We start from the raw sequence: 25460 nt of genomic DNA on the forward strand, positions 1-25460 counted from the left end.
TTAATATATATTCACGCGTGGTGCTAGTTAAATCTCTCTAGACAATAAGCTAAATTATAGGCAAGTATGGCAATTTCTAGGCGAACTTGAAATCCTGTTAGACTACGAGTTCGATTATTTTCAGCATTATAATATGTTAAAGGTGCAAAATCATTTTCAATTGTTCTACAAATAGCCATTAATAGATGATTATTGTGCTTCTTGGCCTCTGCCATATTCTTATGATAAGGTGTCCAAATTGTATAGCCCATTTCTTTTAGCTGATTATGTAATCTTTTACCTAAGTAGCCTTCATCTGCAAGGAGATAACGATTGGCTGGATGAGCGTTGCTCATTGACTCAACTGTTTCTTTAGCATCATGCACGGAAGCTTTAGTAACTACATAATCAAGAATGTAATCATCGCCACTGACAATTGCGTGTACTTTGAAGCCATAATAGTAAATCTTCTTAGTAGCTTTATACCCAATATCCGCCTAGCTATGAAATATTTTGGCTCAATAATTACGAATCGGCTGACATACAGGTACTGGAAAGCTATCAAGAATCAAAAATTGTCCGCTTAAATCAACGTTTTGATTCATCTTGTGATTCAATCTCTGTTTTGGCTTGCCAAATGAGCAAAGCTAGGAGAAAACTGTCAGAAATCCTAGTATGATTAAAATTTCATCGATGTGCAAATTTACCAGGAACGTATAAGTTATACCAACGATGACAAACTATGACTAAATCTTTAAAACTAACTTGTAAATGATAGCTAAAACGCTTTAACTAGCACTATGCGTAGTTACTTATTTTTTTCTTGCAATAAGTCACGAATTTGGCGAAGGTATATTTCTTCGTTAGTTGGAGCTAGATCATCTTCTTCCACTTCTTTTTTAGGGGTTAGTCGATTAACTAATTTAATTAAGAAAAAGACAACTAGGGCAATAATTAGAAAGTTGATCACAGCATTTAAGAAGCTACCGTATTTAAATGTGGCTTCACCAACTGTGAATTTTAAGTTTGAAAGATCAATTCTCCCAATAAATAATCCAATCAAAGGATTAATCAAATCTTTGACTAAGGAATTTACAATTGCTGTAAAAGCTGCTCCTATAATAACTCCAACAGCTAAATCCATCATATTACCGCGAGAAATAAATTCTTTGAATTCTTTAACCATATGATATCCTTTCAAAAATAGCTATTAATTAAAAAGTATAGCGAAAGAAATTCAGTTTTTGCTAGTAAAATGCTTTCAAAGAGTAATGTATGAATATGCCTACCTGATAAAAAATATCCTACTAAATTTCAAGATTGATAAATCTTGATTTAGTAGGATATTTTGTTTCTGAACTTTCTCAGAACAATTTTTTAAAGCTTAATTTTTCTTTTTCCGTTTGAGATCATTACCGATTAAGCCTAGCAATAGGGATGCGGCACTGAAAGCCAATCCTAAGAGACTAGCTCTATTCTTTGTAGTTCCGGTCTGAGGTAAGATGGTTTGCTTATCTTCTTTTATTGAGACAACTACATTCTTCTGATGGGGTATTTTACCTTTTGAAGCAGATTGAATGGGTTTAGTAGGTTGAACAGATTTGGTAAGCTCAACTGGTTTAGTAGGTTGAACAGGCTTAGTAGGCTCGACCGGTTTAGTAGGTTGAACAGGCTTAGTAGGTTCGACTGGCTTAGCTGGTTCGGCAGTATAAATTACTTTAAATAATAAGTCAGGACTACCATGAGAAACAACTTGTTGATCAATTTGTTTGTGATCAGCAGTATAACCAGCAATAATCGGAGATTCAACTAATTTGAAAACATTAGAATCGGGTGTCCATTTTTCCAGACTTTTAACATTAGTTACTAAGTCAAGTTTACCAGTTTGTGAGAAGCTGGTTGAAGAAGTGTAGTTTGGAGCAGCTTCTTGGCCATTGTCATACATATAGATAATAGTTTCAGTAACAACCTGAGAATTACGTAAATCTTTAAATCTATGAGTAAGATGAACTTCGTAATTTTGATCATTAGGCTCTTCGTCATTGTCAAAGATCAGATTTTGTTGGTTCGTTGAATCAGAGACTAGAGCATAATGTTGAGACAAATATTTATCAATTGTGTCTTTAGTAGAATAATTAGCGCTAGTATTTGGTTCACCGGATAATTTCTTAATTTCTAAGACTTTACCTGTAGTGTCATCTATATAAGTTACAGTGATATTTTCACTGAGTGCATAAGGAACTTTGACTGAATAAGTACTATTGTTTTCAAGACTAGCAATTAAGCTTTGATCATTAGTTGCATCAAAATTCAAAGGAGAGATTTGGTTATTACTAATTTCAAATTTCTTAGAATTAGGAGCTACTTGTGTAATACTTTGTGGATTAATTTTGTAGACATTCGAAATTACAGCAGGGAGTGAGAGTACTTTACTATTATTTTCCACAGTCCAGTTATCCCAAGTAGTTTGGTTAGTAACTAAGTCTTTTTGTCCTGTTCTAGTGAAGTTAATATCACCTAGATTCAAAGTATCAAAAGTTTGCCCTCGTTTAGGACCATTTTCTGCATAAAGAATAGCTTTTTCTGAAATGGTTTTATCCTCAGTAATCGGTTTGAATTCATGAGTGAAATGAAGAACAAAAGCTTGATCTTTAGTTTCATCGTCATCAAAATCACCATAAGAAATTTTGGAATAGTCGGTATTATTGATTGAACCAATACCACTAACACCAGCAAATTTGTAATGCTTACTGTTTAAAAAGTTAACAATCTTATCAGCACCTATAAATGAAATGGTTTGTTTAGAAGATCCATCACTTGGATTGGTATAATTATCACTTAATAAAGTAGGTTGATTATTTTGACTTAAATAATTATCTAAATATTCTTTATCAGTATCGTCGTAGAAACGAAGAGTAGCTTTTTCTGGAGCATAATAATTTACGGTGTAATCTAAAGGAACATTATCTTGAGTAGTAATTGTTCCCTTAGAAGTAATATTTAAGTTAATTGCTGGAATACTTGTAGGTGCAACTAAGGTATAGGCTGAATCATAAGCTTTTGGAGAAATTACTTCATCAAACGAAGAATTAGCTTTCCAGGGATCCCAAGCGATTTCATTAGTCACTAGATCTCTACTTCCCTGACGAGTGTAGGTAACAGTTTGACTATAGAGAGCAGCTGCTTGTTGACCGTTTTTGGTTCCGTTAGCGTAAACATAATTAATCTTTTCAGTTACTGAAGATGTCTGTATTTCTGGTTTAGCACTGATACCATGATAAAGGTAAACATAATATTTTAATGAATCATTTGAAACATCTATATTGTCATTATCGTAGTTAATAAAGTTTTGTTTAGTTGGATCAAAGTTGAGTAAAGGTTTAACACTATGTTGACCTTTAGTCGCACTTTCATCTACTCTATAACCCTGACTTTCAAGAGTCTTAATTATATTTGGAGTCGGATTAGTTATTGAACTATTAGGAGGAGTAATAATCTCTCGACTAGTGTGGGCAATTTCCTGATCAGTATTTTCATCAATAAAGTAAATATTAACCATTAAGTCTACTTTTGGATCAAACTTGAAATTAGTATAAGTTTGAACAAAAGAATTAGTAGTTCCAGAACCATTTAAATTCCATTCGTTTTTTATTGGGGTAGTGATAGATGGACCATCGTTAGGATTATTAATCCAGTATGGAATATAGTTAGTATCAAGTTGTGTATCTAGCTGAATGAAATATGGGCCTTTCTCAGAATAATCTTGGCCGTTAACAGTAAAGGGCCCCATTTGATCAATAATAATTTGGTGATTATTATCATAAATTGAATTTTTTAAGAAATTTTCAAAATTAGTATCTTCTAAACTTGGTTGATGACTAACAATCTCATTATAGTAATCGTTAATATTTGTTCTTTGACCATCTGCATTGATTATTTTTATATCATTGGGAATTTTAAACACCTTAATAGTTGATGGAAGAATTTTTTGATGGTTGCTAAATTTAATATGGACTAAAACGTTGTATAAAGGATCTAATGGAGAATTACCATTAGCAACTGAACCATAGTTCCAGTCAATTCCATATTGCATTAAGCGAGCATCTCTTTGTTGGTCAGCTGGAATGTCGGCTGCTGCGCTAGGCTCAGGACCGGTATAATTTGCACCATTTTCAGTATATACGCCGTTAGTACCAGGATTACCATCTTGACCTGGTGTCCAAATAACTTTAGGCCCCATGATAAATCCGTGTAAAATTTCACCCTTTACAACTTTATCTTCATAAGGATTAATTTTAATTGGAAGAGTTTGTGTATAAGATTGGCTATTAGGTAAAGTTACAGTAATTGGTAAATTGAAATCCGGATATGCTCCATTTTGTTCATGGTATGCTTGGGCAGCTGAATTAACTGCCACAAATGGAAAAGTTGCATCAAAACCAGACAAAACACCATTGTCACTTCCCGTATAGGTAAAGGTGAAGTCTTTAGTACCGGAATTATTATTAACGCCAACATCAAAATTGCCAATTTTAGTTGCATTAACATCAAATTTTAGCAAGTTATCAGAATCTGCTACTGAAACGTTGACTTGCTGATTATGATTGATAATGATTGGATGACTTGAATTGTTAGCAACATGAACGTTAAAGCTACCTTGAGTTACGTCAGCAATGAGAGAAGTATTGGTTGAGCTTCCTGTAATCTGTACTGGAGCCGTAGTTTCTTGTTGTAATGTTGGTTTATCATTTTTTAAATTATTGGTCGTATTTTGCTTAGAATTATTTTCATATGAAGGATTAGTCTCATTGTTTTGAGAGACTGTAGTATTGTTTGCAGTATTTGCCGTTTCTGATTTTTGAATAGTTAAGGTTCGAGAATTATCAGGATTGACAGAGTTTTGATTAATAGTTGTATTTTGTTGAGAATCGTTATTAGCTTGATCCGCGGCTTGTACAGTTTGTCCACTTTCTAAAAAGAAGATGGTACCTAAAGCAACAGTAACTAATCCAACTGAAATTTTTCTAAAACTAAACTTTTCCTTCCCATTAAGTTTAGTAATAAAAAATAAATCATTTTTATGTTCCATTTTTATTCTTTCCTCGATTGTGAATGTTTTTTAATAAAATAACATTTAGCTTTCTAAAAGAACATTATACTCCATATTTAAATAATGGATTATTAGATAAGGAAAACAGTCTGTTACTAGTAGGGAAAAAGACAAGCTAAAGGTAAAAAAACGACTTAAAAAATTAAACATAAAGATAAAAAATACGTGGCTTATTGAATCATAAAGGCAAAAAATTATATAAAAATTTAGGTGAAGATGATTATCATGATAAAGAAAGCGCTATCTGAATTTTAAATGACACCTACCCGCATATTTAACGAAAATTGTAAACTCTTGTTTTCAATTTGTTAACTACTATACTAGATACAGATGCTTTTTTGAAAAAATGCGGATAAGGCACAATATATTGTGTGACCTAATATAAAGAAAGAGGAGTTAATAAATGGACAATTCCACATCATTACAGGAAGATCGTAAAGAAAGAAAGGATAACTACTTTGTTTGGCTTTTTAAGCAATTACACGGTTGGCCAGTTCAAAATTATATGCTTTGGTTCTTTGCTTTTGGCTTCCAATTAGCTATTTTGATTCAAAATAAGATTACTACTTTAACAGTAATTACTTTTATTGGTACATTGCTTGGGACTTTATGTGTTTTAGCTATTAATGCAACGAAAGCAATTAATGGATGGTTAGGATTAATCTCAGCAGCTTGTTTCATTTATGCAGGACTAGCCGCTAAGAATTATCTTTCAATTTTTGAACAAATTGCCTATATTTTAACTTTAGACTTACCAGTTATTATTTCAGTTAGATCTTGGAATGATGATACTAAAAATCACTTACGTAAGTTTGGTACTAAAGAATGGATTGTTGCTATTGTTGGTACATTAGTTGTTTACGCTGTATCTGGTTACTTAATCGGTAAATTTACTAATGATCCACGTCCTTGGATCGATGCTATCAGTTTTGCAATTTCATTAACTGCTGGTATTATGTGTTTCTTACGATACAACAACCAATATTTCTGGTGGACTGCCAGCGGAATTTTTCAACTAATTCTTTGGGGCATTACTTATGCACAGGGAGATGCAACTTTAGCAATGGCTGTTAACTCCTTAATTTATGTTGTTAATGATGTTTTAGCCTTTACTGTTTCACCATGGTTCAATATGGGAAGAAAGCGTGAAGGATTAAAGTCTATTAAAAATTAATAATAATCAAAAATAAGTTAAAATTAGCATGTCGACTTCGACATGCTTTTTTGTTTATGAGGTGTGAAAGATAAGATGAATGAAAATTGGATAAAAAATGGTCAAGAGGCTGTGAATGATGATGACTATGTCAAACTAAATGCAGGCTTAATGAAAGTGTCTGATTTAAATGATTATTTAGCATCTTTTCCTAGCAGTCTGCTTAGCTTTAATAAGCTCGGAGAGTTTGTATACTATAAGCAACTGCCGGAAATGAATTATAATCCGCCGGAGCTTGGAGAAAATATTACTGCATTAGCTAAAACTGAAGATGAAAAGAAACAATTAACAGAGATTTTCCACAAGTTGAGCACAGGTGAAGCAAAAGAATTGCACTTTGCGGATCAAACTAATACACAAAAGCGTTTTATGGTGGATAGTTACCGAGCTATTTATAATAAGGAGCATCACTTTATCGGAATTAATGAAAGTATTCAGGACATTTATCCACTGGTGGAATATTATCTAAAGGAAACAGGGCAGAAATTGATAAATGATCCCGATAATCCAAATGGTGAAGTATATCGTAATAATCAGCAAATTGACGCAGAAAGTGGAGCTTCTGAATTGTAGGAAATTGACAGGATGTTATTTTTCCTTAAAATATAATTAAAAATAGCTAGGGAGTGGTTTTAATGACTAAGATTGATCAATCATATATTCAAGATAAATTCGTTGAGTATTGTAAAGTAAATACTCGCTCTGATGAGCAAAGCACGGCTGTACCTACAACGCCTGGACAGGTTGACCTGCTTAAAATTATTGAGAAAGAATTAGAAAAATTAGGCTTAAAAGATATTTCTTTTTCAGAAGAAGATTCATATTTAGTAGGAAAGTTATCTAGCACAACTAATAAGGAAGTTACACCAATTGGTTTTGTGGCACATGTGGATACTGCAGATTTTAATTCAGAAAATATTCGGCCTCAAGTTCATAAAAATTATGATGGAAAAGACATTTCTTTAAAGGAAGGGCGCATTTTATCAACAAGTGAATTTCCTAGTTTAAATAAGCATATAGGAGAAACTTTAATTACTGCTGATGGAAGCACATTGCTTGGAGCTGATGATAAGGCGGGAATTGCTGGTTTGCTTGGAATGCTTAAATTTTTGAAAGAAAATTCAAGTATTGAACATGGAGACGTTTGGGTGGCTTTTGGTCCAGATGAAGAAATTGGTAAAGGTGCAGCTCGTTTTAATGTAAAACGATTTCCAGTTGAATTTGCTTATACGTTAGATAACGGAGATCCAGGTGATATTGCTTTTGAAACTTTTAATGCTGCAGCAGCTACTGTTGATTTCCATGGGACTGTAGTTCATCCAGGTGAAGCATATGGCTTAATGGTTAATGCAGCTTTAATGGCCAGTGAATTTATCCAGGGATTACCAGCCAGTGAAGTGCCTGAGAATAGCAGGGACTTTGATGGTTATTTTATGATTTTATCTAATATCGGTAATGTTGATCATGCTGAAATTCAGCTGATAATTCGTGATTTTGATACGAATAGTTTTGAGCAAAAGAAAAAGTTAGTCACAGGCTTGGTGGGTAAGTTAAATCAAAAATATGGCTTAAATCGAGTTAGTTTAAAAATGCATGACCAATATCGTAGTCCTGGTGATTTAATTAAGCAGCATCCGTATGTTGTAAATTTAGTTTTACATGCTTATAAAACTTTAGGACTGAAGCCTAAAGTTATTCCATTTCGTGGTGGAACAGATGGTGATTTTATTTCAGAAAAAGGAATTCCTACACCTAATTTATTTAATGGTGGAGCAAATTTCCATGGACCATATGAATATGTAACGACTGAAAGTATGACACTTTTAGCTAAAACTTTAGTCGAAATTGCTAAGCAACATGTGCTATTAAACAATCATCGTGATGAAAGTCCTTTAAAGAGAAAGTATTAGTTGAGATGAATTTTTATACCATAAATTATATTCAAAGTCATCAAAATACAGACCGGACAGCTTTATATATTTTAATGATTGTAGCTGCTAGCGCGATGATTATTTTTGCTATTTTATATTTACGCAATCGATTCAATACTCGATATCGAGATTTAGGAATAATTGCACTTTTATTTTTATTATTATTTACAGGTACTCAATATGAAAAATATCTGCAAAATAATGAGCAAAAATCAAAAGCAGCTCAAATTGTTCCTTTTATTAAGTCAGTTGCCGATGATGCAAATGTAAAAGAAAGTGATGTAATGGTTAGTTCAACAACACTTCAGAATGGCATGATTGTTCGAATCGATTCAAAAAATGAAGATTATCAATTGAATTTGAATGAAGACAATAACAGTTATACTTTAAATCGTGCTCACGTAATTGATCATCATGCATATGTACAGAAGTAGGTCAGAAATGGATTATACACAATTATTTATTAAATTTGCTTTAGGGATATTAACCTTGATTATTCAGATTAATGTTTTTGGTAAAAGTAATTTGGCTCCAACTACTGCTCTTGATCAATTACAGAATTATGTGCTTGGTGGAATTATTGGTGGCTTAATTTATAATCAAAATATCACTATTATGCAATTTTTATTAGTATTAATTGTTTGGACTTTGGTAGTTTTTATTTTAAAGTTTGGGCGAGAACATAGTAGTTGGATTCGTAATTTAATTGATGGAAAACCAGTTCAAGTAATAAAAAATGGACATGTTTTAGTAGGCAATTGTATGAAAGCAGGTATTTCTGCGAATGAATTAATGTTTAAACTTCGAAGTCGAGGAATTTATTCTGTTGAAAAAGTTAAAAATTGTATTTTTGAACAGAATGGTCAATTAACAGTGATTGAAAACGATGAGGCAAATATTCGTTTTCCAATTATTAGTGATGGACAGATCAATGAAGATGTTTTGGACTTAATCCATAAATCCAATGCTTGGCTTGAACAAGAAGTATCAAAAGCTGGTTATAATAGTACTGATGATATCTTTTTAGGAGAATATGTTAATGGGCAACTGCGCCTAATAGGATATTCTGAAAAATAAAGAGGAAGACAAGATCATGAAGAATTTTGAAGAAATAAAAAAATGGCTAGCTGAAGCAGATGCTGTAATTGTTACAGCAGGTAATGGTTTTGCACAAATGGAAGGTCTTGATATGTTTGATGATGCGGCCTTTCCGATTGAATGTAAGAAAATCAGCGAAAAATACCATGTAAAAACAATTGCGGATGCATTAGATAAAAACTTTGATTCTTGGGATGAAAAATGGCAATTTTGGAGTCAGTTAATCAATGAATATTCAGTTGAATATGAACCGAGCAAATCAATGAAAGAATTAAAGATATTATTGACTGATAAAAATTATTTTATTGCTACTAGTACCTTTGGACATTTTTTTGAAAAGGCTGGCTTTGACCGAGAAAAGATTTTTGATGTTTTTGGCGATTGGACCAGAATGCAGTGTTCTAGTGGTTTAAATCATGGCACTTATTCTGATCTTTCAGTAGTAAAGAGATATATTAATGGTCAGGGTGAAATTCCACGATGTGAAGATTGTGATTCACCAATGGAAATTCATATGCCGCTTAATGCTCACTTTTTCCCGGATGAAGATGCTAATACTAGATTTCGTTGGTTTTTAACAAGAAACCAAACTAAGAAAGTTGTAGTTTTGGAGTTGGGCGTCGATCCAACTAGTCCTCAACTTCTTGATCCAATGGTAAAATTAGTAGAACAATTTAAAGATTGGCACTATATAGCGGCAGATTTAAGTCAAGATGACTTACCTGACTCTATTCAAAAAAGAAGTGCTGGATTAGGGATGGCACTTCCTGAAGTGATTGAAAAAATTTCTAATTAATGAAAGGTATAAAATGAGTATTTCAGTTATTCAAGGTGTTTTGCGAATTCCAGCTGCTCAAGAAAAAATTCGTCAAAAAGGAATTGAAAAACCAAGTTTTCCAGAAAATTACACCTTAATTGATGTAGAAACTACAGGTCTTAGCCCATATCGTGATCGTATTACTGAAATGGGAGGACTAAAAGTTCGTCATGGTGAAGTTGTAGCAACTTTTTCAGAATTGGTAAAATTTCCTGATGGTAATAAAGTTCCTGCTTTTATTACGAAATTGAATGGAATTGATGAAGCGGCAATTGAAGAAAAAGGTCTGCCAGTTCAAGAAGCAATTAAAAAGTATCGTGAATTCATTGGTAGTGATCCAATTGTGGGTTATAACGTCAACTTTGATTTGAATTTTGTTTATGACTTAGCAGAAAAGTATCACTTAACAGTTTTAAATAATGATTATGTGGATGTATATCGTCTCGCACGTAGTTTTTATCCTCAAGAACGGCATAATCGCCTGCTTGACTGTATGCATCGATTAAATATTGCGGAAGAACAGGAACATCGCGGCCTAGACGACTGTCTTGATACTAAAAAAGTGTTTGATGAATTTCATAGATTATTTAAGCAAGATCATATGTTAAGAGCACAAGAAGCAGTTAAGACTTTAGACTTAACAAGCGAATGGCCTGATATGGTTAAGCAGACACAAGTATTTCGTAGTCCCTTTAATCACAAGAATGTTGTCATTGCTGGTGATTTAGCTGTAGATGAAGATGAATTAGCAAATGTTGTAAAAAATTTAGGTGGTTTTATTCAAGAAGAAGTTGGTCAAGATACTGATTATGTTTTAGTAGGTGATCATGATTTCTTTAGAACAGATATTACTGAATTGAATAAGGCGAGAGCTTTGAATAAGCAGGGGCAGCATATTAGAACTTGGTCTGAAAAGTTCTTTTTAAATGTTCTTGATAATTGGGCACGTAGTTAATGATTAACCAAAAAGGAATCCTAGAACAGGATTCCTTTTTTGATGTGTGGGATAGTAGTGTGAACTAACCAACTAATATTAATTGCTACGATAATAAAGGTAAGAATTGTAATTACTTCAAAGCTTGACCAGATAAGGCAAGAGATTGTGCCAATTAAAGTAGTTGTAAAGAAAATAAAAATAGTAGATTTCTTTAATTTGAATTGTAGTTTATTATAGCGAGTTGAAAAGAATAAACCTAAATAAAATAGTCCAATTCCGCAATATAAACATAGTACTGCAAACCAAGAATTAGCATCAGACTCGTGGATAAATTTAATACTTACTGTAATTAGACTAATTCCGAAAATGATCAAGTAATGTAAATAAATTAAAACATTTCCTGTAACGTCGTCTTGGTCTTCATTGGTTAACTTATCGAATTGTAAGGCGTAGGTGAAAAAGAGCAAAGCAACAGTTAAAAAGATAAAGATTGAGTAAAATGAAAAAGTATTGGGACGAAAATAATCCGCAATGCCAATAATTGTTTCGCCGAAGATAATAATAACTAAGAGATTTAGCCGTTCGAGTAAGTGTGGAAAAATAATTGGATGTTTAATAGTATATTTAGTAGTTAAGGATGGCATTAACCAACTAAAAATGATTCCGGTAACTGCTAGGGCAAAACCAGGTGTATTATCAAGAATCCCTCCAATGATTAAGGTGATAGATCTAAATATTAAGATTAAGAAAAATGCCCGGGAAATACTTTTATCTATATTGTTTTTTACTTGGAAGTAGTTAATTAGATAGTGACTTGCTAAAGTAAGCGATAGTAAACCAGCGGAGATAAATAGAACTTTCATTTCTTTTAAATTATTGGTATCAAATGAATTAGACATATAAAGCAGAATCATCATATCAATAAAATAAAAGGTAATATCAGCCCAGCTACCAATACCGTATCGATTCGTAAATACAGTTTGCACCATCCAAGAATTGATAAAAATAATTACAATTAGAGCAAATAAAGCGAATGAAGTAGGAGATACTAATCCATGTTCGAGATGATGGAGTATTTCAGTTGTCTTAGAAATCATGTAGACAAAAACGAGATCATAAAATAAAGCGATTTTTGAAACTCGTTTATTTAGAATTGCTTGCATAAAAGGCTCCTACTTTACTAAAATTCTTCGTGTTCATTAGGATCAAATCGTCTTGCAGAAATTTTATCTAAATCAATGATGCTTTGAATTTCTTTAGGAGTTAATTTGAAATCGAAAATATTTAAATTGCTGAGTTGATGTTCATAAGAACTAGCTTTTGGAATTGGAACAACATTAATTTGAGTTTCCCAGCGTAGAATTATTTGGGCAGGAGTCTTATGGTATTTTTGTGCTAAATCAATAATTTCTTTTTCTTCAAAAGCTTCTCCTCCTCGTTGAAGTGGACTCCAAGCTTCTGTAATAATGTTGTGTTGATCATCGTAGTCACGTATTTTTTTACTTGACCAGTAAGGATGAAGTTCAATTTGGTTAACAGCAGGCATAACTCCAGTTTCACGATATAGGTAATCAATATGTTTAGGTTCAAAATTAGAAACACCAACTGAACGAATTAATCCCAGACGCTGTGCATCAATCATAGCTTGCCAAGCTTCTAGGTAGTGGTTTTGCTTGGGATTTGGCCAGTGAATTAGGTAAAGATCGTAGTAATCAAGTCCCGCACTGTATAAGGATTCTTGAATTTGTTCTAAGGCTTCTTGATATTTATGATGACGACCTGGTAATTTAGAAGTTACAAAAATGTTATCACGGCTAACATTACTATTTTTAATAGCACGACCAACTGCACCTTCATTTTCATAATTAACAGCAGAATCAAGAAGCTGATAACCATTCTTTAATGCAGCTTGAATTGCAAAAACTCCACGTGAACCATTTAACTTATAAGTTCCAAAGCCGATCTTAGGAATTCGATTGCCATCATTTAAATTAAAGTATTCCATGTATAAATTCTTCTTTCTATTTATATAAATCTTTCAAGATTATTGTAACAGTCTGGCTTAGTAAAAACTTATTAATTACATTGCAAACGTACGTTCAAATATCTATACTGAAAGAAATAATGTTAGGGGAATTTATAAATGGCAAAAAGAAGAAAATATCGAAAAAAACACAAAAACACAGTAGCTAGCTGGGTTCTAGCAATCATAATTATCCTTTGGGGTGGTTGGTTTAAATTACATTCTCCTCAACAGAATTCAAATCAAACGCAAGATAATAGTTCTCAGCAGGTAGTGAATAAGGCTACGACTGCTGATACTAATTATGGTGGTTTATCTAATGCAGATTACCAAAAGCTCGCTAATTTGAATTTTAAAAGTGGAGATAAGGCTTACGTATATGTAAATAATAATAAATCGACCTTGATTAAAAATGCCTGGAAAGTAAATCAGGTAATTTATTCTAATTTAGATAATTTGAATAGAACTTCGCATTCAAATACCGCTTTTTTAGAACCAAAGAATGTAGCGAATGACTCATTGCGAGTAAGACAGTTCATTAATCCTACTGCTTGGCATTCTAATCGTGAAAACGGAACGCAGATTTATAATCGTGGACATTTAATTGCTTATTCTGTTTCAGCCGGGATTGATCAAGATGGAAATTATAATCCTAACAATCAGTCAGGAGATCAAAATAATCCTAAAAATTTATTTACGCAAACTGCTTTTTCTAATCAAAAGATTCAGACCATCTTTGAAGGAAAAGTAAGAAATGCCTTGAAACAAGGAAATAAAGTTATTTTTCAAGCAACGCCAATTTTTAGAGGAAACGAATTAATGGCACGCGGGATTAACTTACAGGCGATTAGTTTAACTAGTAATTTAAACTTTAATGTTTATCTTTTTAACGTTCAGCCAGATTATGTATTTGATTATAATAATGGTAGGGCTAAAATAGATCGTAATATGATAGTTGATCAATAATTAATTTTTAATACTAATTAGGAGAAAATAATGAATAAAAGCAAAGATAATTGTACGGCCATGATTGTAGGTAAAAAAGCTACGATAGATGGTTCAACTATTATTGCGCGTGATGAAGACGGGTATGGCGGCATTAATGAAAAGCTTTTTGTTGTACATGAAGCAAAAGACTATGATGAAGAATATGTTTCAAAATATAATGGCTTAAAACTTCATTTAGAAGGACATGGCTACAGATGGACTGCTACGCCGACAGCTGATGAATCAGAAGGCCGCTGGGATGAACAGGGAATTAATGAGTATAACGTCGCAATGTCCGCAACAGAAACTGAAGCGACCAATGCTCGTTGCTTAGGACATGATCCATTAGTAGAAAATGGTGTAGATGAAGATTCAATGGTCTACCTTGTTTTACCATTTGTTAAAACTGCTCGCGAAGGGGTGGAACGTTTAGGTAAATTAATTGAAAAATATGGTACTGGTGAAAGTAACGGTGTTGCATTTTCTGATCATAATGAAGTATGGTATTTTGAAACCGGAGCTGGTCATCAATGGGTAGCCCAAAGAATTCCAGAAGACTCTTATGCAATTTGTCCTAATATCATGGTGATTCAAGATATTGATTTTGATGATCATGATAACTTTATGTATGCTTCTACAATTCGCGAATTTGTAGAAAAGAATCATCTGAATCCAAGTACTGATGGTAAGTGGAGTTTTAGAGATATTTTTGGTACTAAAGCTGAGGCTGATAGCTATTACAACACTCCAAGAACTTGGTATGGTCAAAAGTTGTTTAATCCAAGTATTGAACAAGATCCCTTAAGTCAAGAGATGCCCTTTATCAGAAAACCAGAAAAGAAGATTGGTGTAGAGGACGTAGAATTCTTTTTGTCAAGTCATTATAACGGTACTGAATATGATCCAATGGGATCTTTTGCCTCTGGCGATGATAAGAAGCAAAAGATGTTTAGATCAATTGCTTTAGATCGAAATCAATCTAGCTGTATTTTGCAAATTAGAAATGACGTTCCCCGGGACATGGCAGGTATTCAATGGGTTAACTTTGGTTTTTATGCTTATAGTCCTTACGTACCTTTCTATATAAATATTGATGACACACCATTAAATTATCAAATGGCTAGTCATATGGTTACTCCAGATTCTAGTGCATATTGGTTGTATAAGAGTTTGCAAGTTTTGGTAGAGCCAAGATATCATCAGTTTATTTACCAAGTTGACAATTTTAGAGATGAATGTCAAAGTTACGCTGTTAGCCGTATTTCAGCAACCGATGAGAAAGCAAGAGAATTGTCTGGAAAAGAACAAACTAAGTATTTAACGGCTGCTAATGCTGAAACGGCTGCGTATATTACTAATGAAACTAAGAAATTGATAAGTGATTTGACGAGACAAGCACTAAATTCTTCTAAATTTCAATTTGAACGTGGCGATAATTTGTAATTTTTTGAAAAACACTGCACAAGATGTAGTGTTTTTTATTGTTCGGCTTTCTTTATCTTGTATGTTAGTAAAACAGATTCCAAGGAGAAATCTAAAAAATGCAAGAAGGAAAATACGATCTATTTATATTTTTATAGATATATTGTTCCTGAAACAATATCACTATCCACATCTTATCCACAAAAAAGCAGCAAAAATTCACAAAGTACGAATTATTTATTGAAAAAATATTTGTGATTTTGTTGCTTTTATCATAAAATTTGTGATGTAATATGATTTAAATCTAAATGTAGTAGTGAGAGATATATGAACGAAGATAAATTCATTCAGGTAAATAACCTAGAAAAAACTTATGAGAATGGTTACCAAGCAATTAAGTCTGTCAGCTTTTCTGTAAAAAAGGGCGACTTAGTGTGCTTGTTGGGTCCTAGTGGTTGTGGAAAAACTACAACTTTAAATATGATTGCTGGACTATTGAATCCGACTGGTGGAGACATCATTGTAAATGGTAAGTCTCTTCTTAATGTTGCGCCAAAAGATCGTAATATTGGCTATGTATTCCAAAATTATGCCTTATACCCACATATGACTGTTTTACAGAATGTAATGTTTCCAATGACAGTGGGAAAGAACAAGAAGCCAAAAGATGAAGCTGAAAAAATTGCCCAAAAATTTATGAAATTAACTCATATTGAAGAATTAGCGGATCAAAAACCGGGCAATCTTTCTGGTGGACAACAGCAGCGTGTCTCGATTGCACGTGCATTAGTGCAAGAACCACAAATTTTATTAATGGATGAACCATTAAGTAACTTAGATGCCCGCTTACGTTTAAAGATTCGTGAAGAAATTCGTAATTTGGTTAAAGAAGTAGGAATTACTACTTTATTCGTTACACATGATCAAGAAGAAGCCCTCTCAATTGGTGATAAGATTATTCTTTTCCATAACGGAGTAATTCAACAAGATGATAAGGGGCAAGACCTTTATCTTGAGCCTAATAACCAATTTGTTGCTAACTTTATTGGTAATCCCGTAATTGATAATTTTGATGTGAAGGTAACAGACAAGAAGATTAGTGGGACAGACTTTGAAATTCCAGTTGAAAAATTAGATAGTACAAAATTTAGAGGCGACTTAGCAGACGGAGATTATACACTAAGTATTCGTCCTGAAAACTTAAAGTTAAGTGATGAAGGCGAACTTTCCGAAGTAATTGATGATGTCGAATTAATTGGGCGCGAACGAGTATTGAAATTTACTCATGCTGGAACAAATCAGCGTGCATTGATTGATTTAGAGCAAGAAATAAAACCTGGAGATAGCGTGAAATTTAAGATGAACTTAGACCGCGTTTACTTATTTAAGCCAGATGGGGAGCGAATCTATTAATGAAAGATAATCAGAAAAAAGCTTGGTTATTTTTAGCACCGGCCATTATTTGTGTTACAGTATTTAGTATTTGGCCAATTCTACGTGCTTTTACGATGAGTTTTCAGGGTGGTCCATTAATTGATCTTCAATTTAATGGACTCTCTAACTATCAGTATATTTTTAGCGATCCAGAATTCTGGCGTGCAATTATGAATACGGCTATTTATTCATTTTTAGCTGTACCAATTGCCTTAATAATTTCTGTTGTGTTAGCATGGTTTATCTTTTCAAAGATTAAACATACTGCCTTCTTTGAAACTATGTTTTTTATGCCATATGTTACAAGTACGATCGCAATCGGAATTGTATTTCGCTATATCTTTAATGGTGAATACGGTTTATTGAACTTCTTATTAAAACTTGTTCATTTACCACAACCTGATTGGCTAGATAATCCGAGTCTAAGTCTTGTTTCATTGATTATTTTTGGTATTTGGTCATCTTTGGCATTTAACATCGTTATCCTGATGGGTGCGCTAAGAAACATTGAACCAAATTACTATGTCTTAGCTGATATGTATGGTGCAACAAGTAGGGAAAAGTTCTGGCGTATAACAGTGCCACAGTTAGTCCCAACTTTAGCCTTTCTTTTAACTGTTAACTTAATTGGAGCATTTAAGATCTATACCCAAGTTTATGCATTATTTAATGGACAAGCTGGTGTAGGTAATTCAGCAATGACGGCAGTTTACTATATCTATAATAAATTCCAAATTGTTGGTACACCTGGTGTAGCGATGGCTGCAACAGTAGTCTTGTTCCTATTTATATTGTTCGTAACTTTCTTACAGAGAAAATTAATGAAAAAGGTGAACAGTTAGAATGAAGAAGAAAAAACTACGTTGGGGAATGATTTTTGTCTATCTATTCATTGGAATTTTTGGCATTATAACTGTTTTCCCATTTATTTATATGATCTTAGGTGGGTTAATGTCCTATCAGGAAACTACTACTATTCCACCAACTTTAATTCCAAAGACTTTGCGGTGGAGTAACTATCAAAAAGTATTTGAGCAAGCACCATTTGCAAGATATTTCTTAAACACATTTATTACAGCAGCAACTACAACAATTGTTACATTGTTTACTTCAATTCTCGGTGCATTTGCAATGACCAACTTAAAATTTAAGGGAAAAGGATTTATTCAGTTAATTTTTCTTTCACTCTTAATGGTTCCGGGAGAAGCAATAATTTTTACCAACTACAATACAATTGCTCATTTAGGCTTATTGAATACATATTTAGGATTGGTTTTACCGTTCTTAACTTCTATCTTTTATATGTACTATTTACAAAGCTACTTCACAGCAATTTCACCAACAATTTATAAAGCAGCCATGATTGATGGAGCTTCTGACTGGGAATATATTTGGAAGATTCTGGTTCCAATGTCTAAAGGTGGTTTAATTACTGTTGCCTTGCTTAGCTTTATTTCAGGATGGAACTCTTTCCTATGGCCATTATTGGTAACAAATGAAGACAAGATGCGCTTATTGAATAATGGTTTAGCTGCCTTTGCATCTGATGCAGGTGCTCAAACGCAACTTCAACTAGCAGCAGCGACTTTAACAGTAGTACCTGTTTTAATTGTTTACTTCATTTTTAGAAAGCAAATTATTCGAGGAGTAGTACGTAATGACCTCAAAGCCTAAAACGACAGTTACTTTTTATAATGGGTTAACGACTATTGGCGGCCCAATGATTGAAGTAGCTTATGATAAGTCACATGTATTATTTGATTTAGGAGAAGTGTACCGTCCAGAACTCGGACTAAAAATAGAAGATGAAGATTTTTCAACTCTTCTTAAATATCAATTGATTGGTGATGTGCCGAATTTCTATGATCCAAAGATTACGGGAAAAGAGATAGATCATGAACGGTGGCAGCACAGCGCAGCTTACATTTCTCACCTTCATCTAGATCATAGTAAAGCTATGAATCTTTTAGCGCCAGAGATTCCATTATATGCTGGTCCATTAACTGCGGCCTTGTTACCAGTGTTGAATCGGGATGGAGAATTTTTATTACCAGCAGCTGATAAACCCAAGAATTATACTCGTCCTATAATTGCTGCTAAACTAAACGAACCCATTAAAGTTGGAGATATAACTTTAACCGTTGTTCCTAGTGATCATGATGCTTACGGAGTAACTGGGTTAATCATCGAAACACCTGATAAAACAATCGTTCATACTGGGGATATTCGCTTGCATGGCTATCATCCCGATTGGGTGCGTCAATTTATGGCGGCCGGTAAGGGATGTGATATGCTAATTATCGAAGGTACTGGTGTTTCATGGCCAGAACGTAGCGAAGAGGATAGTGAAGAGTTCAAAGGCGTTAAGAATGAGGTTGAACTTACTGAAAGAGTAGTTAAATACCAAAAAGATAATCCAAAGCGTCAGTTAACTTTTAATACTTATCCTACAAATGTAGAGCGAATTTTGAGAATTATTTCAGATTCGCCTCGAAAAGTAGTACTTCATGCTAAACGTGCTGAATTATTAAAATTAGCATTAAAGCAGGATGTTCCTTATTACTACTTACCAGAAGATGAAAAAATTGATGCGCTCGATCCAAATCTTGAGGTAAATTATCAAGATCTTTTAAAAGACGATCATCAATATTTCTGGCAAGTAGTTGATCATTATGACCAATTACAAGAAGGTGGTTTATACATTCATAGTAATGCTGAGCCACTAGGGGATTTTGATCCAGCATATGCTCCGTTTATTGAAAATATTGAAAAGCGTGGAATTGAGTTAGTAACTTTGCGCTGTTCAGGACATGCGGATGTAGCTGAATTAAAAGAAATTATTGCGGGTTTTGAGCCAAAAATCTTGGCTCCAGTGCACACATTGCATCCTGAATTAGAAGAAAACCCATTTGGAGAACGGATTTTACCTAAGCGTGGAGAAGCTTTTACGCTTAGCTAAAATTAAAAATTATTTTGTTGTTTGTTTTATTGGGAGGAACATATGAAGTTCACTAAAAAATTTGCAGCAGTTGCAGTTGCTGCTTTAGCCCTTGTAGGCACTACTGCTTGCTCAAATTCTAAGAGTAATGATAGCTCAAGTAGTAAGTCTGCTGATATTCCAACTAAGATTACCAAGAAAACTACTGTTGTTTTCTGGCATGGTATGACTGGAACTCAGGAAAAGACTTTACAAAGCTTGACTAAGGATTTTGAAAAGAAGAATCCTAACATTACTGTTAAGCTCGAAAACCAAGGTAAGTATAATGACTTACAAGCAAAGATTAACTCAACTTTGCAATCACCAAATAACTTGCCTACGATTACTCAAGCTTATCCTGGCTGGCTTTTAAATGCCGCTAATAGCAAACGTTTAGTCGATATGACCCCTTACATTAACAACAGTAAGATTGGTTGGGGATCAGCTAAGAAGAGTGACATCCGTGAAGAATTATTAAAGGGCGCACAAATTAAAGGTACTCAATATGGTATTCCATTTAATAAATCTGTTGAAATGTTGACTTATAACAAGAATTTATTAGATAAATATGGTGTTAAAGTGCCAAAGACAATGTCTGAATTAAAGGCAGCATCTAAGAAGATTTACGAAAAGAGTAACCACAAGGTTGTTGGTGCTGGATTCGATTCACTTTCAAACTACTACGTTTTAGGTATGAAGGATGAAGGCGTAAACTTCTCTAAGAACATCAACTTTACTGGTTCTAAGTCTAAGAAAGTAATCAACTACTATGCTGATGGTATTAAAGCTGGTTACTTCAAGACTGCTGGTTCAGCTGGTTACCTTTCAGGTGATTTTTCTAATCAAAAGATTGCTATGTTTGTAGGTACTAGTGCTGGTGAAGGATTCGTTAAGATGGGTGTTGGCAACAAGTTCCAATATGGTGTTGCTCCTCGTCCTTCTAAGTATAACATGCAACAAGGTACTGATATTTACATGTTTAATAAGGGTACTGCAGAGCAAAAGGCAGCAGCCTTCATGTACATTAAGTACTTGTTAGGTAAGAACCAACAATTAACTTGGGCTGATAAGACTGGATACATCCCTGTAACTAACAATGTAATTAATTCTAGTGCTTACAAGAACTCAACTAAGTCTAAGGTTCCTGCTCAATTAGACAAAGCAATGAAGAACTTATACAGTGTTCCTGTAGTTAAGAACAGTAATGCCGCATACACTCAATTGAATTCAATTATGCAAAACATCTTTGCACAAGCAAAGAAAGGTCAAAGCTGGAATTCACAAATTGATGCTGGTAAGACTAAGTTCCAAAGTGCTTGGAATCAATAAAAACAGAATATTAAGTAAAAAATGAGGACTGTCGTTATGACAATCCTCATTTTTTATATAGATATTTTTAGAAGAACAGAAGAATGAAGGCAATTAGTGCAGGCAGCATTTGAACAACAAAAATCTTTTTACTTGCTGTAAAACCACCAAAGATAGCGACAACTATAACAAAGGCAAGTAAAAGTTGCCATACAGTGATTAAAGTTGGCATTCTAAAGAAGAAAAATACAATTAGAATTAAAAGTCCTAGCATACCATTATAGATACCTTGATTGGCTAAGGCGGTTTTAGCAGCAGCTTGTTTAACAAAATTTATATCCATATCAAAAGATTTTGCTTGAAGCTCTGGTTTACCAAAAATTTCTAACCACATAATTCCAATATGTTCAATTCCTACAATAATTGTTAGAAGAATTCCGATATTTCTTAAAATCATTTTATAATCTCCCTTATTTAACTATTCAGATAGATTTTACTTATTGTTAGCATAGAAATCAAATGGTGTAACAATCGGTTTTATTATTGTTGCAAATGCGACAATAATAAAATATACTAGAAAAAACAAATAGGAGGGGATAGACAGAAAGATGGCAGAAGAAGATATTTTGAGGAAAATTGGCTCAATTTCACGGGCCTTAGATTCAATTGCGAATATTGAGTTTAAAGATTTGGAATTGAATCGCGGCCAATACTTATATTTAACTCAAGTTTTTGAACATCCAGGGATTATATCTGATCGACTAGCTACATTATTAAATATTGATCGTACAACGACGGCCCGCGGAGTTAGAAAACTTGAACGAGCCGGACTTATTTTTAAAGAAGACGATGAAGCTAATAAGAAAATTAGGCATTTATTTGTAACAGATGCAGGCAAAAAATTAGCTGAAGAAATAGAAAAAGAAAATGTCTATTCAAATACGTTAGTAACAAAAGGCTTAACTAACGATGAACAGGCTCAATTACGAAAATATCTAAGCATCCTTGAGAAAAATGCACGTGAAAACTGGAATTTTGTAAAGAATGGTGGAAAGAGGAAATACTAAAATGACCCAACAATATGAGATTAAAGAAGTATCAGTAGACAATATTAAAGAATTACAACAAATTTCAAGACAAACATTTTTAGAAACATTTGGATCACAAAATAGTGCCGAAGATATGAAAGAATTTTTGAATACAGCATATGCAGAAGAGAAGTTAAAAGATGAAGTTGAAAACACAAATAGTAATTTTTACTTTTTAACTGTAGATAATAAAGTGGCTGGCTATCTAAAGGTGAATGAAGGCCATGCTCAAACAGAACAGGTGGTTGCTAATGCTTTAGAGGTTGAAAGAATATACTTGAAGCAATCTTTTCAACATCAAGGATTAGGATTAGTTCTAATCAAATTAGCTGAGAAAATAGCTAGAGAAAGAGAGAAGGATAATATGTGGCTTGGGGTTTGGGAGAAAAATTATCAAGCCCAAACTTTCTATGAAAAAGATGGTTTTAAAAGAGTTAGTCAACACACTTTTGTGGTTGGAGAAGATCCACAGACAGATTTGATTTTAGTTAAGAGGTTGAAGTAATGAAATTTTGTTTTAAGACAATTGAGGAAATGACTGGATACGAGGCTTTTTGTGTCGAAAGACTAAGAAGTGAGGTTTTTGTTAGTGAACAAAAAATTACTTTACCTGAAATAGATGATGAAGACTTTCATGCAATTCATGTTTTTAGTTTAAATGACGGAAAAGATAATGCATTAGCTACTTGTCGAATTTTTAAAGATGAAAATGGAGATTGGTATTTGGGCCGAGTTGTAGTTTCAAAAGATGCAAGAGGAATGCATCTGGGAAGCAAGATGATAAATGTGGTTCATGAGTACTTAAAAGAAAAGAATGTTAATCGAATATACTGCCATGCTCAAATGACTGCAAAACCTTTCTATGATTGTCTCGGCTATCAAGTTAAAGGTGACATATTTGATGAAGGCGGTGTAGAACACGTATTAATGTATAAAGATCTATAGATAAAAAAACACCTCGGAAATATTCCAAGGTGTTTTTACGTGTCTTAATTTATTTATTCATCATCGTTATGGTTAGTGAAGTAGCGGTAATCTTTACTCTTGTCAAAAATTACACCACGTGCGTTTTCACCGTTTGAAACGCTAAATACTGCGTCTGGGTATTTTTCCTTAACTTCTGCTTCCATGTATGAACGCATCATAGCGTTGTTTGAAAGAACTGAACCAGTTAAAGCAACGCGCATTGGCTTAGGATCTTCGTAACGGTCTAAGCACATAATAATATCGCGTGCCAAAAGATGAGCTTGATCTTCAATGATCTTACGCGCATCCTCATCACCGCTATCTGCTAACTTAGCTACTTTAACAGCCTTTGAAGCAACTTCTGGACTAGTTAGATTGTAGAACTTGGCAGGAACTTCGCCCATGTTGTCAACATCAAATTCTTTTACGAATAAATCAATTAATGAATTCTTTTCACGCTTGTCCCAGCTGAGGAGAGCTGATTGAAGAGCTGCCTTAGTAATAGCGTAACCACTACCTTCATCTCCAAGTAAAGAGCCGTAGCCACCAACAGCGATTAAAGAGCCGTCTTGACGACCATTAACAACAGAACCAGTACCGGCGATAACTAAAGCACCATCTGCTCCTTCAAGTCCATTATAAAGGGCAAGAAGTGAATCAGTAATAGCACGAGTTGGAATATTACCAACCATTGAAGAAATCGTTGCTGCAACTTCAGGTGCATTACCAACAACAGATAAACCAGCGATTCCGGCTAAAACTTTAATACAGTCGCCATCAATTTTATCACGCAATTCATTAACTGCTTGAGCGATATTTTTAATACCAAGTTCGTAGTCGTTGTTGATTTGACCTGGACCAGATTCTGCACGACCTAATTCTTTACCATTTTCATCATAAGCGATTGCCGTAGAGTGAGTACCACCTGCGTCAATACCAATCATATATTTCAACATAACTAATAATCCCTCACTGTAAATATTAATACTGAAATTATTGTACTAAAAAAAGTAGCATTTGTGAACGCATTCAGCAAATCCTATATAAAGAAAAGATAATCTTAAAAAAATAGAATAATCCCTGATCTTTAAACTTTTTTAGATATTAGCATGATAAAATAAAAAATATGTGATTAAGGAGATTTTTAATGAAAAATAAAATATTTTTAGGGGCGATTTTATCCTCTTTTTGTGCATTAGCTTTTTATATGACTAGTATTAATCATATGAAGACACAAACTTTAGAAATTTATGGAAATTCAACAGCCAAAGTAGCTCAAAAAAGTAAAATGAAAGAGGGCACTAAACAAACTCGTATTACTAGTGGAGAAAGTGAACTTGGAGAGGCCGCTATTTCAAGAAATAGTAATAAAAATTTAGCGAAAGCCATTGTTAAAGCTAGTTCAAACGTTCAAGGAAGCTATCAAGTAAGTGTAAAGGACTTAAATAATCCTAAAATATTTGCTGATTTAACAAATACTAGTCAAGATAATTTAAATGCTGGAAATGTTTTAAAGTTATTTGTGTTGCTGGCTTATTACAAGGCAGTTCAAGATAAAAGCTTAAACTCGGCAACTCCTTATAAAGTTAAATCAAGTGACTTAAGTAATGGAGATAAGGTATTAAAGGCCGATATGTCATATTCTTATACCTATTTACTTGACCTAATGATGCGTCAGCAAAATGATAATGCTGCTAATATTATTTTAAATAAAATAGGTAAAGATAAAGTAAATCAAACGGCAAAAGATTTTGGTGCAGGTAAGACTGAAATTACTGAGAATTTTGGTAAAGATTTTTCTGGAAAAACGAGTGCTGCTGATTTAGTTACTATTATGAAAAAACTATATCAAAGAAAAGTATTAGGTACAGATATTGATAATAAAATTTTAGGACAACTAGCTAATTTTCCAGAAAAAGGACTTGCTAAGAATATTAATGGGACAGTTTATAGGATAGCTGATAAAAAACAGGGAGTTGCCTTAGTTCAAGAAAATGGGAAAACCTATGCTATGGCATTAGTTAGTGAAGAGGGTGCTGATTTAGCTAAAGTTGGGGATGCAATCAATGATTGGATGGTTAAACAAAAATAGTTTAAAAAAGGAGTTTTGGTACTCCTTTTTCTTTTGCTCAAAAAAGTAGATAATTTTCTACATATTGTAGATTGTTTT

Annotated in this window: 24 protein-coding genes and 1 pseudogene; 18 read left to right on the forward strand and 7 right to left on the reverse strand. The window is 33.4% G+C overall.

Going from position 1 to position 25460, the window contains the following annotated elements; genetic code table 11:
- Positions 1 to 23: 23 nt before the first annotated feature.
- From FD18_RS01435 to FD18_RS01445, 3 genes and pseudogenes are all read right to left on the reverse strand, one after another.
- Positions 24 to 723: pseudogene (locus tag FD18_RS01435) on the reverse strand (IS982 family transposase).
- Between the two features lie 64 nt (positions 724 to 787).
- Positions 788 to 1165: a large-conductance mechanosensitive channel protein MscL gene (gene mscL / locus FD18_RS01440; protein ID WP_057718206.1), complete on the reverse strand. Its 378-nt coding sequence runs from the start codon at positions 1163 to 1165 to the stop codon at positions 788 to 790.
- 198 nt (positions 1166 to 1363) lie between these two features.
- Positions 1364 to 5068 (reverse strand): mucin-binding protein, encoded by a 3705-nt coding sequence (locus FD18_RS01445; protein ID WP_057718207.1) that lies wholly within the window; start codon positions 5066 to 5068, stop codon positions 1364 to 1366.
- Between the two features lie 424 nt (positions 5069 to 5492).
- Between FD18_RS01445 and pnuC the strand changes: the two genes are divergently transcribed.
- The 7 genes from pnuC to FD18_RS01480 all read left to right on the forward strand — a co-directional run bounded on the left by pnuC (position 5493) and on the right by FD18_RS01480 (position 11103).
- Positions 5493 to 6263, forward strand: coding sequence for a nicotinamide riboside transporter PnuC (pnuC, locus tag FD18_RS01450; protein WP_057718208.1), 771 nt, complete (start codon positions 5493 to 5495; stop codon positions 6261 to 6263).
- 75 nt (positions 6264 to 6338) lie between these two features.
- On the forward strand, positions 6339 to 6875 hold the full coding sequence (locus FD18_RS01455) for a PAS domain-containing protein (RefSeq protein ID WP_057718209.1): 537 nt from the start codon (positions 6339 to 6341) through the stop codon (positions 6873 to 6875).
- A 62-nt stretch (positions 6876 to 6937) separates the two neighbouring features.
- The gene (gene pepT, locus FD18_RS01460) at positions 6938 to 8212 is read left to right on the forward strand and encodes a peptidase T (RefSeq protein ID WP_057718210.1); all 1275 of its coding nucleotides are present in this window, start codon (positions 6938 to 6940) and stop codon (positions 8210 to 8212) included.
- Positions 8213 to 8217: 5 nt separating this feature from the next.
- On the forward strand, positions 8218 to 8667 hold the full coding sequence (locus FD18_RS01465; RefSeq protein ID WP_057718211.1) for a DUF3290 domain-containing protein: 450 nt from the start codon (positions 8218 to 8220) through the stop codon (positions 8665 to 8667).
- Between the two features lie 7 nt (positions 8668 to 8674).
- The gene (locus FD18_RS01470) at positions 8675 to 9310 is read left to right on the forward strand and encodes a DUF421 domain-containing protein (RefSeq protein WP_057718212.1); all 636 of its coding nucleotides are present in this window, start codon (positions 8675 to 8677) and stop codon (positions 9308 to 9310) included.
- Between the two features lie 16 nt (positions 9311 to 9326).
- Positions 9327 to 10127 carry an SIR2 family NAD-dependent protein deacylase gene (locus FD18_RS01475; protein ID WP_057718213.1) on the forward strand — a complete coding sequence of 267 codons (801 nt, stop codon included), beginning with the start codon at positions 9327 to 9329 and terminating at the stop codon, positions 10125 to 10127.
- A gap of 13 nt (positions 10128 to 10140) precedes the next feature.
- Positions 10141 to 11103 carry an exonuclease domain-containing protein gene (locus FD18_RS01480; protein ID WP_057718238.1) on the forward strand — a complete coding sequence of 321 codons (963 nt, stop codon included), beginning with the start codon at positions 10141 to 10143 and terminating at the stop codon, positions 11101 to 11103.
- A 20-nt stretch (positions 11104 to 11123) separates the two neighbouring features.
- Here the strand turns inward: FD18_RS01480 and FD18_RS01485 are convergent, their stop codons facing one another.
- Positions 11124 to 12248 carry a low temperature requirement protein A gene (locus FD18_RS01485; protein ID WP_057718214.1) on the reverse strand — a complete coding sequence of 375 codons (1125 nt, stop codon included), beginning with the start codon at positions 12246 to 12248 and terminating at the stop codon, positions 11124 to 11126.
- 17 nt (positions 12249 to 12265) lie between these two features.
- Positions 12266 to 13090, reverse strand: coding sequence for an aldo/keto reductase (locus FD18_RS01490; RefSeq protein WP_057718215.1), 825 nt, complete (start codon positions 13088 to 13090; stop codon positions 12266 to 12268).
- A gap of 138 nt (positions 13091 to 13228) precedes the next feature.
- Here FD18_RS01490 and FD18_RS01495 point away from each other — a divergent pair, with 138 nt between their 5' ends.
- The 7 genes from FD18_RS01495 (at position 13229) to FD18_RS01525 (ending at position 21257) form a co-directional block, all read left to right on the forward strand.
- A complete protein-coding gene (locus FD18_RS01495; protein ID WP_057718216.1) occupies positions 13229 to 14074 on the forward strand; it encodes a DNA/RNA non-specific endonuclease in 846 nt (281 codons plus the stop codon).
- Between the two features lie 30 nt (positions 14075 to 14104).
- Positions 14105 to 15538 carry a C69 family dipeptidase gene (locus FD18_RS01500; protein ID WP_057718217.1) on the forward strand — a complete coding sequence of 478 codons (1434 nt, stop codon included), beginning with the start codon at positions 14105 to 14107 and terminating at the stop codon, positions 15536 to 15538.
- 306 nt (positions 15539 to 15844) lie between these two features.
- Positions 15845 to 16930, forward strand: a complete 1086-nt coding sequence (locus FD18_RS01505; protein WP_057718218.1) for an ABC transporter ATP-binding protein — start codon at positions 15845 to 15847, stop codon at positions 16928 to 16930.
- A complete protein-coding gene (locus FD18_RS01510) occupies positions 16930 to 17793 on the forward strand; it encodes a carbohydrate ABC transporter permease (RefSeq protein ID WP_057718219.1) in 864 nt (287 codons plus the stop codon). Before FD18_RS01505 ends, FD18_RS01510 begins: the two co-directional genes overlap by 1 nt.
- Position 17794: 1 nt before the next feature.
- Positions 17795 to 18625, forward strand: a complete 831-nt coding sequence (locus FD18_RS01515; protein ID WP_004896621.1) for a carbohydrate ABC transporter permease — start codon at positions 17795 to 17797, stop codon at positions 18623 to 18625.
- Positions 18609 to 19910 (forward strand): MBL fold metallo-hydrolase, encoded by a 1302-nt coding sequence (locus tag FD18_RS01520; RefSeq protein ID WP_057718220.1) that lies wholly within the window; start codon positions 18609 to 18611, stop codon positions 19908 to 19910. Before FD18_RS01515 ends, FD18_RS01520 begins: the two co-directional genes overlap by 17 nt.
- Positions 19911 to 19952: 42 nt before the next feature.
- Complete coding sequence (locus tag FD18_RS01525; protein WP_057718221.1) at positions 19953 to 21257, forward strand: extracellular solute-binding protein; 1305 nt, start codon at positions 19953 to 19955, stop codon at positions 21255 to 21257.
- A 67-nt stretch (positions 21258 to 21324) separates the two neighbouring features.
- Here FD18_RS01525 and FD18_RS01530 read toward each other — a convergent pair whose 3' ends face one another.
- The gene (locus FD18_RS01530; protein ID WP_057718222.1) at positions 21325 to 21693 is read right to left on the reverse strand and encodes a DUF1304 domain-containing protein; all 369 of its coding nucleotides are present in this window, start codon (positions 21691 to 21693) and stop codon (positions 21325 to 21327) included.
- Between the two features lie 151 nt (positions 21694 to 21844).
- On the opposite strand from FD18_RS01530, the gene FD18_RS01535 reads away from it, so the two are divergent.
- Genes FD18_RS01535 through FD18_RS01545 form a run of 3 tightly spaced genes read left to right on the forward strand, consistent with a single transcriptional unit; the run spans position 21845 to position 23269 of the window.
- The gene (locus FD18_RS01535) at positions 21845 to 22303 is read left to right on the forward strand and encodes a MarR family winged helix-turn-helix transcriptional regulator (RefSeq protein ID WP_057718223.1); all 459 of its coding nucleotides are present in this window, start codon (positions 21845 to 21847) and stop codon (positions 22301 to 22303) included.
- A 1-nt stretch (position 22304) separates the two neighbouring features.
- Complete coding sequence (locus FD18_RS01540; RefSeq protein ID WP_235499844.1) at positions 22305 to 22829, forward strand: GNAT family N-acetyltransferase; 525 nt, start codon at positions 22305 to 22307, stop codon at positions 22827 to 22829.
- Positions 22829 to 23269, forward strand: coding sequence for a GNAT family N-acetyltransferase (locus FD18_RS01545; protein ID WP_057718225.1), 441 nt, complete (start codon positions 22829 to 22831; stop codon positions 23267 to 23269). The genes FD18_RS01540 and FD18_RS01545 overlap by 1 nt, the downstream gene beginning before the upstream one ends.
- Before the next feature lie 53 nt (positions 23270 to 23322).
- Here FD18_RS01545 and FD18_RS01550 read toward each other — a convergent pair whose 3' ends face one another.
- A complete protein-coding gene (locus tag FD18_RS01550; RefSeq protein ID WP_057718226.1) occupies positions 23323 to 24246 on the reverse strand; it encodes a BadF/BadG/BcrA/BcrD ATPase family protein in 924 nt (307 codons plus the stop codon).
- A gap of 191 nt (positions 24247 to 24437) precedes the next feature.
- On the opposite strand from FD18_RS01550, the gene FD18_RS01555 reads away from it, so the two are divergent.
- The gene (locus FD18_RS01555; protein ID WP_057718227.1) at positions 24438 to 25382 is read left to right on the forward strand and encodes a serine hydrolase; all 945 of its coding nucleotides are present in this window, start codon (positions 24438 to 24440) and stop codon (positions 25380 to 25382) included.
- The last annotated feature ends 78 nt before the right edge of the window (positions 25383 to 25460 follow it).

The sequence above is a fragment of the Lactobacillus taiwanensis DSM 21401 genome (genome assembly GCF_001436695.1).
GTDB classification, from domain to species: Bacteria; Bacillota; Bacilli; order Lactobacillales; family Lactobacillaceae; genus Lactobacillus; species Lactobacillus taiwanensis.

What these genes read in the sequence shown, in the direction of transcription:
- mscL (WP_057718206.1), bottom strand. Translation starts at nt 1,165, where the DNA reads ATGGTTAAAGAATTCAAAGAATTTATTTCTCGCGGTAATATGATGGAT.
- FD18_RS01445 (WP_057718207.1), bottom strand. Translation starts at nt 5,068, where the DNA reads ATGGAACATAAAAATGATTTATTTTTTATTACTAAACTTAATGGGAAG.
- pnuC (WP_057718208.1), top strand. Translation starts at nt 5,493, where the DNA reads ATGGACAATTCCACATCATTACAGGAAGATCGTAAAGAAAGAAAGGAT.
- FD18_RS01455 (WP_057718209.1), top strand. Translation starts at nt 6,339, where the DNA reads ATGAATGAAAATTGGATAAAAAATGGTCAAGAGGCTGTGAATGATGAT.
- pepT (WP_057718210.1), top strand. Translation starts at nt 6,938, where the DNA reads ATGACTAAGATTGATCAATCATATATTCAAGATAAATTCGTTGAGTAT.
- FD18_RS01465 (WP_057718211.1), top strand. Translation starts at nt 8,218, where the DNA reads ATGAATTTTTATACCATAAATTATATTCAAAGTCATCAAAATACAGAC.
- FD18_RS01470 (WP_057718212.1), top strand. Translation starts at nt 8,675, where the DNA reads ATGGATTATACACAATTATTTATTAAATTTGCTTTAGGGATATTAACC.
- FD18_RS01475 (WP_057718213.1), top strand. Translation starts at nt 9,327, where the DNA reads ATGAAGAATTTTGAAGAAATAAAAAAATGGCTAGCTGAAGCAGATGCT.
- FD18_RS01480 (WP_057718238.1), top strand. Translation starts at nt 10,141, where the DNA reads ATGAGTATTTCAGTTATTCAAGGTGTTTTGCGAATTCCAGCTGCTCAA.
- FD18_RS01485 (WP_057718214.1), bottom strand. Translation starts at nt 12,248, where the DNA reads ATGCAAGCAATTCTAAATAAACGAGTTTCAAAAATCGCTTTATTTTAT.
- FD18_RS01490 (WP_057718215.1), bottom strand. Translation starts at nt 13,090, where the DNA reads ATGGAATACTTTAATTTAAATGATGGCAATCGAATTCCTAAGATCGGC.
- FD18_RS01495 (WP_057718216.1), top strand. Translation starts at nt 13,229, where the DNA reads ATGGCAAAAAGAAGAAAATATCGAAAAAAACACAAAAACACAGTAGCT.
- FD18_RS01500 (WP_057718217.1), top strand. Translation starts at nt 14,105, where the DNA reads ATGAATAAAAGCAAAGATAATTGTACGGCCATGATTGTAGGTAAAAAA.
- FD18_RS01505 (WP_057718218.1), top strand. Translation starts at nt 15,845, where the DNA reads ATGAACGAAGATAAATTCATTCAGGTAAATAACCTAGAAAAAACTTAT.
- FD18_RS01510 (WP_057718219.1), top strand. Translation starts at nt 16,930, where the DNA reads ATGAAAGATAATCAGAAAAAAGCTTGGTTATTTTTAGCACCGGCCATT.
- FD18_RS01515 (WP_004896621.1), top strand. Translation starts at nt 17,795, where the DNA reads ATGAAGAAGAAAAAACTACGTTGGGGAATGATTTTTGTCTATCTATTC.
- FD18_RS01520 (WP_057718220.1), top strand. Translation starts at nt 18,609, where the DNA reads ATGACCTCAAAGCCTAAAACGACAGTTACTTTTTATAATGGGTTAACG.
- FD18_RS01525 (WP_057718221.1), top strand. Translation starts at nt 19,953, where the DNA reads ATGAAGTTCACTAAAAAATTTGCAGCAGTTGCAGTTGCTGCTTTAGCC.
- FD18_RS01530 (WP_057718222.1), bottom strand. Translation starts at nt 21,693, where the DNA reads ATGATTTTAAGAAATATCGGAATTCTTCTAACAATTATTGTAGGAATT.
- FD18_RS01535 (WP_057718223.1), top strand. Translation starts at nt 21,845, where the DNA reads ATGGCAGAAGAAGATATTTTGAGGAAAATTGGCTCAATTTCACGGGCC.
- FD18_RS01540 (WP_235499844.1), top strand. Translation starts at nt 22,305, where the DNA reads ATGACCCAACAATATGAGATTAAAGAAGTATCAGTAGACAATATTAAA.
- FD18_RS01545 (WP_057718225.1), top strand. Translation starts at nt 22,829, where the DNA reads ATGAAATTTTGTTTTAAGACAATTGAGGAAATGACTGGATACGAGGCT.
- FD18_RS01550 (WP_057718226.1), bottom strand. Translation starts at nt 24,246, where the DNA reads ATGTTGAAATATATGATTGGTATTGACGCAGGTGGTACTCACTCTACG.
- FD18_RS01555 (WP_057718227.1), top strand. Translation starts at nt 24,438, where the DNA reads ATGAAAAATAAAATATTTTTAGGGGCGATTTTATCCTCTTTTTGTGCA.